Raw genomic sequence first — 13,029 nt, 5'->3', positions numbered from 1 at the left:
CGGCCCCCGCGGGTCCGCCGGCCGGGGCCGCTACCTCCGGGCTGCCGGCGCGGGTCCGGGCTGTCGCCGCAGACGTCTGGATGCGGCTCTACCAGGCGGCGCGGCTGGGCTGGTTCTGGGCGGGCGTCGTCGCCGAGGCCCGCCGGTGGCGACCCGACGTCGTCCACGCCAACGACGCCAACACCCTGGCGCCGGCCCTGCTGCTGCAGCGGCTGGCCGGGTCGGCCGTCGTCTACGACTCCCACGAGCTGTGGCTGCGCCGCAACATCCGGCAGGACCGCTGGCTGGCGCCATTGGTCGAGGCGGTCACCGAGCACGTCGGTGTCCGGCGCGCCGCCGGGGTGATCACCGTCTCGCCGTCCATCGCCAGCTGGTTGCGGCGCCGCTACCGGCTGGCCGAGGAGCCGGTGCTGGTGCGCAACATCCCCCGCTACGACGGCCACCCGCCACCGCCCGAGGGCGGCCGGCTGCGCGAGCTGGCGGGGCTGGGGGCCCAGCACAAGGTCGTCGCCTACACCGGAGGCATCACCACCGGGCGCGGGCTGGAGGAGACCCTCGAGGCGCTGACGCTGCTGCCCGGCGACGTGCAGCTGGTACTGCTCGGCTACGGCGACCCCGCCTACATCGCACGGTTCGAGGCCCGCGCGGCCGAGCTGGGCCTGGCCGAGCGGGTCCACCTGGTCGGCAAGGTCCCGTCCGCGCAGGTACCCGCGACGCTGGCCGACGCCGACGCCGCGGTGGTGTTCGTGCGGCCGGTCTGCCTGTCCTACCGGTACTCGCTGCCCAACAAGCTGTTCGAGTCGATCCACGCCGGCCTGCCCGTGGTCGCGGCCGACCTGCCGGACACCGCCGCCGTCGTGCGCGAGCACGGGGTGGGGGAGGTGTTCGACGCCGCCACGCCCGCCGAGCTGGCCGAGGCCATCGCCGACGTGCTCGCCCGGCCGGAGGCGTTCCGCGCCGCCGCGCGCGCGGCGGCAGCCCGGCTGACCTGGCAGCAGGAGGCGCGGCGCCTGGTCGGCCTGTACGACCGGGTGCTGCGCCGCCGGGGAGACCGGATATGACCGGGGCGGGCGGCCGCCCGCGGCTGCTGGTGATGGCCTACTCCCCACTGGCCGGCGACGCGCGGGTGCTGCGGCAGCTGCGGCTGCTCACCCCCGACTACGAGGTCACCACCCTCGGCTACGGCCCGGCGCCGGCGGGGGTCGCGGCCCACCTGCGGCTGCCCGACGGGGTCTCCTCCTGGGCCAAGGACCGGCGGCTGCTGGTGCTGCGCCGCTACCAGGCGGCCTTCGACACCGCCCCGGTCACGGTGGCCGCCCGGCGGCTGCTGGCGGCGCACGAGGGCGACTTCGACGTGGTGCTGGCCAACGACGCCGACACCGTGCCGCTGGCGCTCGAGCTGGCCCCGCGCGGCGGCGTGCACGCCGACCTGCACGAGTACCACCCCCGGCAGAACGAGGAGCTGCGCCGCTGGCGCTGGTTCGTGGGCCCCTACTACGAGTGGCTGGTGGCCACCCATGTCGCGCGCGCCGACTCGGTCACCACGGTGGGGCCCCGGATCGCCGAGGAGTACCAGCGGCAGTTTGGCATCGAGGCCGGCGTGGTGATCAACGCCCCCCACCACGTGCCGGACCTGGAGCCGACGCCGGTGCATCACCCGCTGCGGCTGGTGCACAGCGGCAACGCCATGCGGGGGCGGCTGGAGACGGTGCTGGCGGCGATGCCCCGCATCCGGCGCGCCGCCACGCTCGACCTGTACCTGGTGGCCAACGACCCGGGGTACCTGACCGAGCTGCAGGGCCGCTACGAGGGCTCGCAGCGGGTCCGGATCCACGACCCGGTGCCGCCGGACCAGCTGCCCTCGGTGCTCAACGAGCACGATGTCGGCGTCTACGTGCTGCCGCCGGTGTCGTTCAACCACGAGTACGCGCTGCCCAACAAGCTGTTCGACTTCGTGCAGGGCCGGCTCGCCCTTGCCGTCGGTCCCAGCCCGGAGATGGCGGCGGTGGTGGAGCGGCACCGGCTGGGCTTCGTCGCCGAGGACCACAGCGCCGAGGCGCTCGCCGCCACCATCGACGCGCTGTCGCCGGAGCAGGTAGCGGCCGCCAAGGCCGCCAGCCACGCGGCCGCGGCCGAGCTGTCGGCCGAGCGGCAGGTGCAGGCGTGGGCCGAGGCGGTCGCGCGGCTGGCCGAGCAGGACGCGGGTGCCCCGCGTCCCCGTCAGTGACCCTGGTCCAGCCACTCCTGCCGGTGCGGGGCCTCCTGGCCGATGGTCGTGGAGTCGCCGTGGCCGGTGTGCACCACGGTCTCCGGGGGCAGCGTCAGCAGCCGGTCGGTGATCGAGGCGACGATCGTGGGGAAGTCGCTGTAGGAGCGCCCCGTCGCGCCGGGCCCGCCCTGGAACAGGGTGTCGCCGGTGAAGACGACGTCGAGCGCGGGCACGTGGAAGCAGCAGGCGCCGGGGGAGTGCCCGGGGGTGTGCAGCACCCGTACCTCGGTGCCGGCCACGGTCAGCACCTGGCCGTCGGCCAGCTCCTCGTCCGGGGCCCGGTCGTGCACCTGGTCCCACAGCACCCGCTCCTGCGGGTGCAGCAGGATAGGGGCGTCGGTCGCCGCCTGCAGCTCGGGCGCGACCCGCACGTGGTCGTCGTGGGCGTGGGTGCACAGGATCGCCAGCACCTCCCGCCGGCCGACCACCTCGCCGATCGCGGCGGCGTCGTGCGGGGCGTCGATCACCACGCACTGGTCGTCGTCGCCCAGCACCCAGATGTTGTTCTCGACCTCCCAGCTGCCGCCGTCCAGGGAGAACGTCCCCGCGGCCGTGCCGTGGTCGATCCGCAGCTCGCCGGCCATCAGAGCACCACCACCGAGCGCAGCACGTCGCCGCGGTGCATCTTGTCGAAGGCCTGCTCGACCTGGTCCATCCCGATGGTCTCGGTGACGAACCCGTCCAGGTCGAAGCGGCCCTGCCGGTACAGGTCGATGAGCATCGGGAAGTCCCGGGAGGGCAGGCAGTCCCCGTACCAGCTGGACTTCAGGGAGCCGCCGCGGCCGAACACGTCGAGCAGCGGCAGCTCGATCCTCATGTCCGGCGTCGGCACCCCGACCAGCACCACGGTGCCCGCCAGGTCGCGGGCGTAGAACGCCTGCTCGTAGGTCTCCGGGCGACCGACCGCCTCGACGACGACGTCGGCGCCGAAGCCTCCGGTGAGCTCCCGGATCGCCTCGACCGGGTCCTGCTCCCGGGAGTTGATGGTGTGGGTGGCGCCGAAGCGGCGGGCCTGCGCCAGCTTCCGCTCGTCCACGTCGACGCCGATGATCGTCGTGGCGCCGGCCAGGGAGGACCCGGCGACCGCGGCGCAGCCGACCCCGCCGCAGCCGATCACCGCGACCGCGTCGCCACGGGTGACGCCGCCGGTGTTGACCGCGGCGCCGAAGCCGGCCATGACGCCGCACCCCAGCAGCCCGGCCGCGGTGGCGGGGGCCTCGGGGTCGACCTTGGTGCACTGGCCGGCCGCGACCAGTGTCTTCTCGGCGAACGCCCCGATGCCCAGCGCCGGGCTCAGCGGCGTGCCGTCGGCCAGCGTCATCGGCTGGCTGGCGTTGGCGGTGTCGAAGCAGTACCAGGGCTGGCCGCGCTGGCAGGCCCGGCACTGCCCGCAGACCGCGCGCCAGTTCAGGACCACGTAGTCGCCGGGGGCCACGTCGGTCACGCCCTCGCCGACCGCCTCGACGGTCCCGGCGGCCTCGTGGCCGAGCAGGAACGGGTAGTCGTCGCTGATCCCGCCCTCGCGGTAGTGCAGGTCGGTGTGGCACACGCCGCACGCCTGCACCCGGACCACGGCGTCACCGGGCCCTGGGTCGGGCACGACGACGTCGACGAGCTCGACCTCGGCTCCCTTGCTGCGGGCGACCACGCCCGTGACGGTGCTCGGCACTGCCCCTCCTTGCGTCGGTGACCTGTGATCCTCCGGGACCGGTGGGTCGTCCGGATGGGGCCACGGTAGCGGCCGCCGTCCGGTCAGGGGAGGGGCGTCAGCCGGAGACGCCGGCCAGCGCGTCGAGGGTCCGGGCGGCGGCGTCGCCGGTGCCGTAGGGGGCAGCGTCGGTGGCCGGCGGCTGGTCTCGGGAGGCGGCGGCGGCCAGTTCGGGCCCGGGCTCGACCAGCACGTTCCAGCCCAGCTCGACGGTCTCGGTCCATTCCGTCTCGGTGCGCACCGTGGTGCACGGGGTCCGCAGCAGGAAGGCCTCCTTCTGCAGGCCGCCGGAGTCCGTCACGACCCCGCGGGCGGCGTCGACGGCCGCGACCAGGTCCGGGTAGGCCAACGGGTCCCGCGTGGTCAACGAGCCGCCGTGCAGGTCCAGCCCGTGCTGGGCGGCACGGGCCCGCAGCCGCGGGTGGGCCAGCAACACCACCGGGTGGTCCACCCGCTGCAGCGCGGCCACGACCGCGGCCAGCCGGCGCGGGTCGTCGGTGTTCTCCGCGCGGTGGATGGTGGCGACCGAGTACTCCCCGGGAACCAGGCCCAGCCGTGCGGTCACCGCGGCTGGGTCGGCCAGCTCGGAGCGGACCTTCAGCAGCACGTCGGTCATCACGTCGCCGACCAGCACCGACCGCTCGGCCAGCCCCTCGGTGGCCAGGTGCGCCATCGCGACCTCGGTCGGGGCCAGCAGTAGGTCGGCGGCGTGGTCAGTCATCACCCGGTTGTGCTCCTCGGGCATCCGCCGGTTGTAGGAGCGCAGCCCGGCCTCCAGGTGTGCGACCCGTCGGTGCAGCTTCACTGCCGACAGCGCCCCCGCCAGCGTGGAGTTGGTGTCCCCGTAGACCAGTACCCAGTCCGGGTCGTAGTCGGTGATCACGCCGTCCATCCGCGCCAGCATCGCCCCGGTCTGCTCCCCGTGCCCGCCGCTACCGACCTCCAGGTGCACGTCCGGGTCGGGGATGCCGAGATCGGCGAAGAACACGTCCGACAGCATTGGGTCGTAGTGCTGTCCGGTGTGCACGATCACGTGCTCCACGCCCCGCCGCGCCGCCTCAGCCGCTACCGGCGCCAGTTTGACGAACTGCGGCCGGGCTCCCACCACGCTCAGCACACGCTGCACCGCTGACTCCTCCCATTCGGACTGGTCGCCACTGTAGCCAGGCGTGGGCCAGGTGCATGGGCTGCAAACCAGCCTGTGCCCGAGCGGAGGAGGCAGGCCTTGCGGTGTTGGCCGGTGGCGCACTGGGCGTGACCGCACTCGAAACGGCCACCTCGTGCGCATCATTGACCTCAAAGGCAGATGAACGGGGTAGGGGCACAGGCACGGCGTGGAGGGCAGAGCGCCGTCCGGCAACGTCCTGACATGCCGATGACAGCGCGCACGCCTCGTTCGCGACTACAGTCCAAGCATGGGGCCGACATCGCGCGGTCCGGTCACTGCCACGGAACTGAAGGCTGAGATGGAGCGGCGCCTCGCGGAGGATTTGGAGTACCGCGCCAAGGTCGAGCGCCTTGAGGCTGAACGGGTGCGACAGTTGCGGGCCACGGAAGCGCCGGTCGTGGAGGACCTCGCAGGCGCTGGGATCGACGTGTCGACGGTGTGGGACCTCCGCAAGCGACCTGAGTCCCGGGCCGTTGCCATCCCGATCCTGCTGAACCACCTAACTCGGGACTACCCCGACGGCGTCCTTGAAGGAGTCGGCCAAGGACTCGATGACAGGACTGCCCGCGATCGGTGGAGGGAGCTGAAGGACCTCTATCTCCGGACCGAACGCCCGGTGGTTCGCGACCGATTGGCCGCGGCGCTCAGCGACTGCGCCGTCAAACGGCACTACGAGGATCTACTCGCGCTCCTGGCGAACACAGATCTGGGCGACACGCGCATCTACTTCCTGCGCCCGGTGAACCGAATCGGCAACCGGATGAGCCCGGGGGCCGGTCGAGCCGTGGTCGAGTCGTGGACTGACGATCCCGTCCTCGGCAAGGAGGCCAGTGCGATCCTGAATGGGCGCGGGCCCAACGACTAGGCCTGCCATCCGGAACTGCCGCGTTCAGGAGAGCATTCGATACGTGGCGTGGGACTCGACCCAGGCACCGCTCTCGCGATTCGGCCACGGAGCGTCGGCCGGCTCCGTCTCGCACAGCTCGACGTGAACCGTTCCTCGGTCCTCCCAATCCTGCCCCGCGTACCGCAGCTTAAGGACGAGGTAGCGCCCGGTCCTGACTTGTCGCTTGCCGCGTACGTCGCCGGTCGCAGTGATCGGCTCCTCGAGCTCGACGACGCACGCAGGACTGTCGTTCTGACCGGGTATCCACTTCAAGACAGTGCCGACGACCTGCTCGCGGCCACGCAGCCATGGCGGCTCGAAGTCGTAGCCGCCGGCCAGGCTGATGCGAGAGCCAACTGGTGTCTGCATGGTGGTCGTGAGTCTCTCAGCGCCCCGGCCGAGCACGTCCTTATCTGCCGCAGTCCCCATGGGGACGGGTCGTTGTCCGCCTCAAGTGGGATGGCCCGTGGCCGCTGGTTTGGCTGCTACGCCGGCAGACGACCGCAAGGAGTAGCAGTCGCTGTAGAGGTACTCGCCCGTAGACTGCCAGCGTTCGACCCATGCAAGCCTCAGCCTGGGGAACCAGCGTCCGTCGAGCTACGGCTGTGGGCTGTCAGCGCGTCACTGACCCGGGACAGTGCCTCGGTGAAATCGGCCGGCGCCAGGTGCCCGAAGCCCACTCTGAAGACCCGATCGTCCTCGCCGAACCAGGATCCGGGTGCCACCCGGACGTCGCGTTCGGCCAGGGCTCGGTAGAAGGCCGCTACAGCGTCGTCGGGGACGACGTCGGGGTCCAGCCGCAGGCAACATACGGCACCAGCGTCGGGAGGCACGTATCCGACGGGATGGTCCTGCACCCAGCGTGCCAGCTCATCCAGAGCTGCACCCAGCCGCTGCGCCCGGGGAGCCAGGATCTCGGCGCCCCGGCGGAGCACCGCGGCAGCAAGGGCCTCATCCACGGTGGAGCAGCTACTCGTGGAGACCGATTTGGCGTTGCTTAAGCGCTGGTGCAGCATCGGGTCGCTGGTCGTGAGCCAGCCGATCCGCAGACCCGGGGCGCCGTGGGCCTTGGACACCGACGCACAGGTCACCACCCGTTCCGAGAGGCCGGCGGCAGAGCGGGCCGGCAAGTCCTGGCCGTAGGTGCTGGCACGGTAGGTTTCGTCGACCAGCACGACCGCGTCCGGGGCACGGTCGGCGACCAGGGCGAGCAGCTCGTCCAACTCCTGTGCCGTGAAGGAGACACCGGAGGGATTCTGCGGCGAGGCCAGCGACACCAACCGGGTGCCCGTTGTCAGCACGTCGGCGAGGGCAGCCACCGGTAGACGGTAGCCGCCCTCGAAGCGCAGCTGCACCGTCTCGACCCGCGCGCCCAAACCCTCGGGCACCGCACGCGCCGGAGGAAAGCAGGGGGCGACGACCACCACATGATCTGCAGGGCCGCAGCGGTCCTGCGCCAGCAGGAACATGGCCGACACCGCACCGACAGTCACCAACACGTCTTGCGCGCCGACACCCGCCTCGGCGGCGATCAGGGCGCGCAGCTCGGCCCCGCCGTGCGAGCGGCCGTATCCAAGCGCGATAGACGTCAGCTCGTCAGCCTCGAGGAGGTCGCCCACGCGCAGCGGCGGACAGGTGCTCTGCGCCAGGTCATACCGCACCGGCACGTCGACCAAGCTCATCATGTCCCAGGGGGGGTAACTGACCACTCTCATTCCTCCGTGCCGCTGGTGGCGGCGGTTCATGACGCCGAACTGATCCACAACTCCTAGTTCCATCGAACCGCACACCGTGGCCGCCCGCCTGCCCACGCGCGGTCCGGCCGACCGCAGCCGACGCAAGTGCCCCACACACCGGCTCGCTCAAAACAACTTGCAGCCCTCGTCGGATGGGGCGTCTTAAACGTTGCCGAAGGGCTGCTCGACATCAGATGCTCGGCGTGCACGACGTCCGCGATGACCTCGGCGCGCCGTTGTCGTGGAACATCGGCTTCCTCATTTCGGGATGCTTCTCATCGTTGGCGGATGGGCACTGCACAAGCATGGGGTGGGCACGATGGAACGGCACCGGTCTGCCACCGACCGAGCGCGTCACGTGTCGTGAAGCGAGCCGGTCGATACGGGAGTCCAGCCGATTACGAGTTAGACCGTTCGATGGAGTGCGGACCTGGTCGTGGCGGCGGCTCCCGACTACTTCGCAAAGAACTTTCATCACGCTGTGCGCGCGGAGGGACGCCACCGCACTCCTTGGTCGAGCACGGTCATGTGCCCAGGGGTGCGTCGCTGACACGCTTCATGGATGCGCGCAGACGTCCCAAGGTCTCCGGGCGAGAGCGAACTGTTGCGCCAATGGCAGGTCCGTAACTTCTGCCCACGCCACGTACCCCTCACCCACGCCACGTACACCTACCCCCGTGTGGCAGCCAGGCCAGAGAGTCGGCGAGGACCGCCATGCCCCGATTCGCTTCGCGGTACTGCGTCTGGGTCGGGAGGTTCGTCATCTGGGTAGATGGTTTTCACACAGCCATCATCGCGTGTGCCTGGCTCAGCGCACGGATCTGCCGCGACCAGTGATTTCAACGTCCGGCTCGCCATAGGATCGCCGCCATGCAACCGCTGGCGGAGTTGACAACTAGGCGCCCCTGGCATTGGGGCGTCGCTGTGCTAGGCGACCTGCATACAGAGGTACCCACGGACTTCGGTAGAGGCGTAGTGGCTGTGGGACACGACGTGATCGCGCTGAAGGTTCGGCATGCCCAAGACATCGATAGCGACAAGTTCGAAGGCGACTGGGAATGGGCTACGGCCTCATTCCACGTGCGTTCCCTCGTAGACGAAGAAGCGACGACTAGGCACGTCCTGTGCGACACGGTCATCTCGACAGGTCAAGCCTCCGTCGGGCTCGGCGATGCGGACGGGATGCTCCTAATCCCCACGCCTGGCGCGCGCACTCGTGTGATCGTCTCTGTCACGGAGGTCGACTCCACAGGGCTCGAGTCGGTTTGGGTTGATCTCGTCGCAGTCGAGAGCTGAGCTGCCGACCGTGGGCAATGCACGCTCACCAGCGGAGGCTTCGGTGGCCGGAATATCCTCAACTGCCGCTGATCGTGCCGGTGTGGCGGACGTTACCCACACGGGGCGGAAGATTCTATCGTCAGACCACACGGAGGGTTGGCCTGTACGCCGAATACCGACTCACGAGAGGCTGACGCCGTGCGGCAGCTGACCTTCGGCATGAACCTGAGCCTGGACGGCTACATCGCCGCGCCGGGCGACGACCTCGGCTAGAGCGTGCCGAGGTGCTAGCTGTCCAAGTGGTTCTCCGTCCGGGTGGATGCGGCGGGCCTGACGCTGTACGGGCGCAGACTGTAGGAGACGATGAGTTCCACTACGCCGAGCGCCGACCAAGCAGCCTGTCGCCACGCCGGCGCAGATCGAGTTCGCCCGCCGCTGGCTGAACATGCGGAAGGTGGTGTTTTCCTCAAGGAGCAGCGCGGTCGACTGGAACGCCCGCCTGGTCACCGGCGCCGCGGTCGCCGGGACCACTCGGCTCACGACTGAGGACGGCGGTGCCAAGGACGTCGGCGGCGCCACCCTCGCCGCGGCGGCCCTGCGGGCGGGGCTGATCGACGAGTACGCGATCGTCACTCGCCCGGTCCTGGTGGGGGCGGCACGTCGTTCTTCACGGCGCTGGACCACTGGGTCAACCTGAACCTGGTGGAGACCCGGACGCTTCCCGACGGCGTGCTCCTGATCAGGTATGAGACAAGGCCCTGAGTACCCGACCTGGGATCGGCGCGGGCTCGGGCCATCCAAGGATCCCATGGCCGTTCGGGGATCCCTTAAACTCGGCACAGGAGGCAGCCATGAGCGTTCAGCCCGACCGTGAGCTCGAGGTCCTCGAGGAGGACCAGACCGTCCCGCCGCGCCCGGAGGAGGCCATCGCCGACGTCGACCATTCGCGCGAGGGCGAGAGGGCGCCTGCGCCGGACGGGGACGGCACCTCTGCAGAGAGGTAGTACGCGCGCGTGGTAAGCCTCGAGACATCGACGCTCAGCGCTCCCCGTGAAGAGCTAAAGCGAGGCTAATGCCTCACCTCGGGCAGCCGGGCAGATCGCGCTCATGCCGCACGGGGCGTGGTAGCACGCTACTCCCGCGTAGCGCAGTCGGAAGGTGGGCGACTCGACTGGCGTCGGGCCTGAGGCTCGCGCTTCACTTCCGCCAGGGGTTGAGGCGGTAAGAAGTGTGTGGGCGACGTCTAGATCTGTGTCCTCACGCTGATCTCTTTGCGGCTGACGTGACTTTGGCGGTGCACAGCGCCTGAAGTGCGGCGCGGCCGGACTGCCTACTCTCGCGGCTGCGGCCCGTCGTACCCCTCCACCACGACGATGTCGGCGTCCGCAGCCTCGCGCCTGAGTGCCATCGCCTCGGCATACTCCGGGGAGCGGTAGCACGCCAGCGCGGTGGCGTAGTCAGGGAACTCGATGACCACGTTTCGGCCGCGCGATTCCCCCTCGACGCACTCGAACGTCCCGCCACGCACGAGGAAGCGCGCCCCATACCGCGCGAACGCCACCGCGTTCGCCTCCACATACCTGCGGTATCCCGCGTCGTCGGTGACGTTGACCCGTCCGATCCAGTAGCCCTTCGCCATGACCCGACCGTAGACCGCGCACGTTCAGTGGGGCACGTCGGGAGTACCAATGGGTCACGCCGGTGATCCACCGAGCATCAATACCGTCGTGTTGGGGCTGGCGGTAGGCTAAGTCGAAGGGTGGCACGCTTGCTCCCCGAGTGGCTGGCCACCAATGACCAGCCAGGACATCCCGATCTGCCGCGCGGAGGACGCTGGCCTTCGGCGCGTCCGCTCATGCCGCGATCCCCTCGTGCTTGAGGCCGCGTCGGGCGTGTCAAGGATCGAGCACGACCCTGGGGCGCACCTTTGCCGCTCGATCCCACGAACCCTCGAGGGGCGTACAGACGCTCGACTGGGAGCCTTCCCGTGGCCTGCCGGGCCTGGGTGAAGTGTTGGCCGAAGCAGATCGTCGCGACTCAGTAGCCTGCAGTGCATGCCCATCGAATTGGAGAACGTCGGTATCGCCGTCCGCGACCTTGAAGCGACGATTGCCTTCTTCACCGGCTTGGGGCTGACCGTCATCGGCCGTGACACGGTCAGCGGAGAGTGGACCGACACCGCCGTCGGCCTCGACCGTAACCACGCAAAGATCGCCATGCTGCAGACACCAGGCGGCAACGGGCGCCTTGAGCTCTTCGAGTACATCCATCCCGACGCAGTCGACACCGAGCCCACTCGGCCCAACGAGATCGGCATGCACCGAATCGCCTTCTCGGTTGACGACATCGACGAGGCCCTCCAGATCGCAGCAAGGCACGGCTGCCGCCCGCTGCGCGGAGTGGCGACCTACGCCGACATCTACAAGCTCACCTACATCCGCGGCCCGAGCGGCATCCTCGTGATGCTCGCCCAGGATCTGACCAAGAACTAGCCGCCATCGAACGCGGAGAGACCCGCATCCCTGCGCCGCTTCGCGCGCACCTCCCCCTGACGGGAGCGCAAGCGTGCGCCTCTGCCGCTGACGGTGAAATGCGTTGAACTGCCGGTTGGCGCTCAGAAGCGTTCAGCAAGGGCAGTCAGCTTGGCGACGTAGGCCGGCCAGTCCTGATGTTCTGGGAGGTTGAAGAACTTGGCGTGGAGGCCAGCTTGGCCGTCGATCTGCTCGCGGAGGACGTCTGCGTGTCCGACGTGTCGGGACAGGTCGACGATCACGTGCACCATGAGCTCATGCAAGGTGACCGGAGTGGTGTCCCGCCACCACGGCACCCGCCCGAGCGCGTCCAGCGGAAGCTCCTCGATGGTCGCGTCAGCGAAGGCCCACACTCGCCGGTAGAGGTCGATGATGCCGTCGCAGGTCTCGTCTTCGGTGGCGTACAAGTCGACCTGAGGGTCGGCCTCATCCTCACCCGTGATCCGCTCATCGGGAGTCGGCCATTCGCGGCCAAAGGTGTCGCCGAAGTACCAGATCTCGGTGTTGGTCATGTGCTTGACGATCCCAATGAGGTTCGTGCCGGTGGCTGTTCGCGGCATACGCAGGTCGCGCTCGCCGAGGCTCTCCACCTTCCACAGCAGCGCCTCTCGCCCGCCCCGCAGATAGTGACGAAGGACAGCCTTGGGCTCCATCAGACCGTTCATGGGGTCAGTCTGGACCGTTGGCCCGGGATCCCTCTCCAAACGACCGGGACGGGTCATCGCCACGGGGCTCCGACCCGCGCACGCTCATCCGCTCTTGCCGCGATCAGCGGAGGCGCCGATGAATCTGTGGTCTGGCGTCGGTCCTAGTGTCGAGCCCTTCACAAGTACGCAGAGAGAGGCATCCGATGACCGACGAGCGCACACACGAGTACACGCCCGGCCTGCACGGCTGGATCACCCACACCGAACTGTCCAGCAACGACCCGCAAGCCACTCGTAGCTGGTGTGCCGACGTGTTCGGCTGGGTTTTCCAGCCGGCCTTCCCGAGCCCCGCGGGTGAATATCACCTGTTCGCCTACTCCGAGCAAGGCGGTGGTGGCATCCGGCAGACCGCATCGGGCGAAGTGCCCGGCTCGATGCCCACGGTGCACGTGAAGGACACCGACGAGGCGTACCAAGCCGCGCTCGCTGCTGGCGCGGAGCCGGTCGGGGAACCGCACGACGTGATGCCCGGCGTGCGCATCGCGCTGGTTCGTGCGCCCGGCGGCGTACCCTTCGGGCTGTCCGGGCCGACCGCTTGACGGCGGACAGGAAGGGCAGGGATCCACGCTGACGCGCCAAGCTGCTACACCGAGCATGCGTTTTGCGGCCATCCGGTCATGCCGCCCCGAGGACGCGCGCGTCCGACTTTGCCGCGGCGAGGACCGCTTGGCTCGTCGCCTGTGCCTTGGTGAGGCTCGCTACAGTGCATCGTGTGTCTCAGCGACTCTTGTGCTGACGCTGGTTGG

14 protein-coding genes and 1 pseudogene are annotated in these 13,029 nt (G+C 69.7%); 8 read left to right on the top strand and 7 right to left on the bottom strand.

The features are described from left to right. Both GFJ45_RS04575 and GFJ45_RS04570 read left to right on the top strand, forming a co-directional pair. Positions 1 to 1,061: glycosyltransferase (locus GFJ45_RS04575; RefSeq protein WP_153394619.1), on the top strand; the 1,061-nt coding region annotated here is incomplete at its 5' end. Beyond that, a complete protein-coding gene (locus GFJ45_RS04570; RefSeq protein WP_153394617.1) occupies positions 1,058 to 2,227 on the top strand; it encodes a glycosyltransferase in 1,170 nt (389 codons plus the stop codon). The genes GFJ45_RS04575 and GFJ45_RS04570, both read left to right, overlap by 4 nt. Here GFJ45_RS04570 and GFJ45_RS04565 read toward each other — a convergent pair. From GFJ45_RS04565 to wecB, 3 genes are all read right to left on the bottom strand, one after another. Beyond that, the gene (locus GFJ45_RS04565; protein WP_153394615.1) at positions 2,221 to 2,853 is read right to left on the bottom strand and encodes an MBL fold metallo-hydrolase; all 633 of its coding nucleotides are present in this window, start codon (positions 2,851 to 2,853) and stop codon (positions 2,221 to 2,223) included. The genes GFJ45_RS04570 and GFJ45_RS04565 overlap by 7 nt on opposite strands. Continuing rightward, positions 2,853 to 3,938 (bottom strand): S-(hydroxymethyl)mycothiol dehydrogenase, encoded by a 1,086-nt coding sequence (locus GFJ45_RS04560; RefSeq protein WP_153394613.1) that lies wholly within the window; start codon positions 3,936 to 3,938, stop codon positions 2,853 to 2,855. The genes GFJ45_RS04565 and GFJ45_RS04560 overlap by 1 nt, the downstream gene beginning before the upstream one ends. A gap of 97 nt (positions 3,939 to 4,035) precedes the next feature. Continuing rightward, positions 4,036 to 5,103, bottom strand: a complete 1,068-nt coding sequence (wecB, locus tag GFJ45_RS04555; RefSeq protein ID WP_228386486.1) for a non-hydrolyzing UDP-N-acetylglucosamine 2-epimerase — start codon at positions 5,101 to 5,103, stop codon at positions 4,036 to 4,038. Positions 5,104 to 5,392: 289 nt separating this feature from the next. Here wecB and GFJ45_RS04550 point away from each other — a divergent pair, with 289 nt between their 5' ends. Next, positions 5,393 to 6,010 carry a hypothetical protein gene (locus GFJ45_RS04550; RefSeq protein WP_153394609.1) on the top strand — a complete coding sequence of 206 codons (618 nt, stop codon included), beginning with the start codon at positions 5,393 to 5,395 and terminating at the stop codon, positions 6,008 to 6,010. Between the two features lie 24 nt (positions 6,011 to 6,034). Here the strand turns inward: GFJ45_RS04550 and GFJ45_RS04545 are convergent, their stop codons facing one another. Beyond that, positions 6,035 to 6,460, bottom strand: a complete 426-nt coding sequence (locus tag GFJ45_RS04545) for a hypothetical protein (protein ID WP_153394607.1) — start codon at positions 6,458 to 6,460, stop codon at positions 6,035 to 6,037. 140 nt (positions 6,461 to 6,600) lie between these two features. Beyond that, positions 6,601 to 7,713, bottom strand: a complete 1,113-nt coding sequence (locus GFJ45_RS04540; RefSeq protein ID WP_228386485.1) for a pyridoxal phosphate-dependent aminotransferase — start codon at positions 7,711 to 7,713, stop codon at positions 6,601 to 6,603. Between the two features lie 924 nt (positions 7,714 to 8,637). Here GFJ45_RS04540 and GFJ45_RS04535 point away from each other — a divergent pair. The 3 genes and pseudogenes from GFJ45_RS04535 (at position 8,638) to GFJ45_RS16260 (ending at position 10,049) form a co-directional block, all read left to right on the top strand. After that, positions 8,638 to 9,063: a hypothetical protein gene (locus GFJ45_RS04535; RefSeq protein ID WP_153394603.1), complete on the top strand. Its 426-nt coding sequence runs from the start codon at positions 8,638 to 8,640 to the stop codon at positions 9,061 to 9,063. A gap of 258 nt (positions 9,064 to 9,321) precedes the next feature. Beyond that, positions 9,322 to 9,807 (top strand): annotated as a pseudogene (locus GFJ45_RS04530) (dihydrofolate reductase family protein). Positions 9,808 to 9,896: 89 nt separating this feature from the next. Then, positions 9,897 to 10,049, top strand: coding sequence for a hypothetical protein (locus tag GFJ45_RS16260; protein WP_194288517.1), 153 nt, complete (start codon positions 9,897 to 9,899; stop codon positions 10,047 to 10,049). 326 nt (positions 10,050 to 10,375) lie between these two features. On the opposite strand, the gene GFJ45_RS04525 is transcribed toward GFJ45_RS16260, so the two are convergent. Continuing rightward, complete coding sequence (locus GFJ45_RS04525; protein ID WP_153394601.1) at positions 10,376 to 10,684, bottom strand: DUF1330 domain-containing protein; 309 nt, start codon at positions 10,682 to 10,684, stop codon at positions 10,376 to 10,378. A 415-nt stretch (positions 10,685 to 11,099) separates the two neighbouring features. Between GFJ45_RS04525 and GFJ45_RS04520 the strand changes: the two genes are divergently transcribed. Then, positions 11,100 to 11,537 carry a VOC family protein gene (locus tag GFJ45_RS04520; protein ID WP_153394599.1) on the top strand — a complete coding sequence of 146 codons (438 nt, stop codon included), beginning with the start codon at positions 11,100 to 11,102 and terminating at the stop codon, positions 11,535 to 11,537. Between the two features lie 122 nt (positions 11,538 to 11,659). Here the strand turns inward: GFJ45_RS04520 and GFJ45_RS04515 are convergent, their stop codons facing one another. Beyond that, positions 11,660 to 12,241, bottom strand: a complete 582-nt coding sequence (locus tag GFJ45_RS04515) for a DinB family protein (RefSeq protein WP_153394597.1) — start codon at positions 12,239 to 12,241, stop codon at positions 11,660 to 11,662. 185 nt (positions 12,242 to 12,426) lie between these two features. On the opposite strand from GFJ45_RS04515, the gene GFJ45_RS04510 reads away from it, so the two are divergent. Continuing rightward, a complete protein-coding gene (locus GFJ45_RS04510; protein ID WP_153394595.1) occupies positions 12,427 to 12,822 on the top strand; it encodes a VOC family protein in 396 nt (131 codons plus the stop codon). The last annotated feature ends 207 nt before the right edge of the window (positions 12,823 to 13,029 follow it).

It is taken from the genome of Ornithinicoccus halotolerans, assembly GCF_009602535.1.
In the GTDB taxonomy this organism is placed as follows: domain Bacteria; phylum Actinomycetota; class Actinomycetes; order Actinomycetales; family Dermatophilaceae; genus Ornithinicoccus; species Ornithinicoccus halotolerans.
The sequence above is the reverse complement of the archived record's forward strand: the minus strand, read 5'-3'. Positions and strand labels throughout refer to the sequence as shown.

Excerpts from the sequence above, each read along its gene's own strand:
- GFJ45_RS04540 (WP_228386485.1), bottom strand. The coding sequence starts at position 7,713 with ATGAGCTTGGTCGACGTGCCGGTGCGGTATGACCTGGCGCAGAGCACC.
- GFJ45_RS04570 (WP_153394617.1), top strand. The coding sequence starts at position 1,058 with ATGACCGGGGCGGGCGGCCGCCCGCGGCTGCTGGTGATGGCCTACTCC.
- GFJ45_RS04565 (WP_153394615.1), bottom strand. The coding sequence starts at position 2,853 with ATGGCCGGCGAGCTGCGGATCGACCACGGCACGGCCGCGGGGACGTTC.
- GFJ45_RS04515 (WP_153394597.1), bottom strand. The coding sequence starts at position 12,241 with ATGAACGGTCTGATGGAGCCCAAGGCTGTCCTTCGTCACTATCTGCGG.
- GFJ45_RS16260 (WP_194288517.1), top strand. The coding sequence starts at position 9,897 with ATGAGCGTTCAGCCCGACCGTGAGCTCGAGGTCCTCGAGGAGGACCAG.
- GFJ45_RS04535 (WP_153394603.1), top strand. The coding sequence starts at position 8,638 with ATGCAACCGCTGGCGGAGTTGACAACTAGGCGCCCCTGGCATTGGGGC.
- GFJ45_RS04525 (WP_153394601.1), bottom strand. The coding sequence starts at position 10,684 with ATGGCGAAGGGCTACTGGATCGGACGGGTCAACGTCACCGACGACGCG.
- GFJ45_RS04510 (WP_153394595.1), top strand. The coding sequence starts at position 12,427 with ATGACCGACGAGCGCACACACGAGTACACGCCCGGCCTGCACGGCTGG.
- GFJ45_RS04520 (WP_153394599.1), top strand. The coding sequence starts at position 11,100 with ATGCCCATCGAATTGGAGAACGTCGGTATCGCCGTCCGCGACCTTGAA.
- GFJ45_RS04545 (WP_153394607.1), bottom strand. The coding sequence starts at position 6,460 with ATGGGGACTGCGGCAGATAAGGACGTGCTCGGCCGGGGCGCTGAGAGA.
- GFJ45_RS04550 (WP_153394609.1), top strand. The coding sequence starts at position 5,393 with ATGGGGCCGACATCGCGCGGTCCGGTCACTGCCACGGAACTGAAGGCT.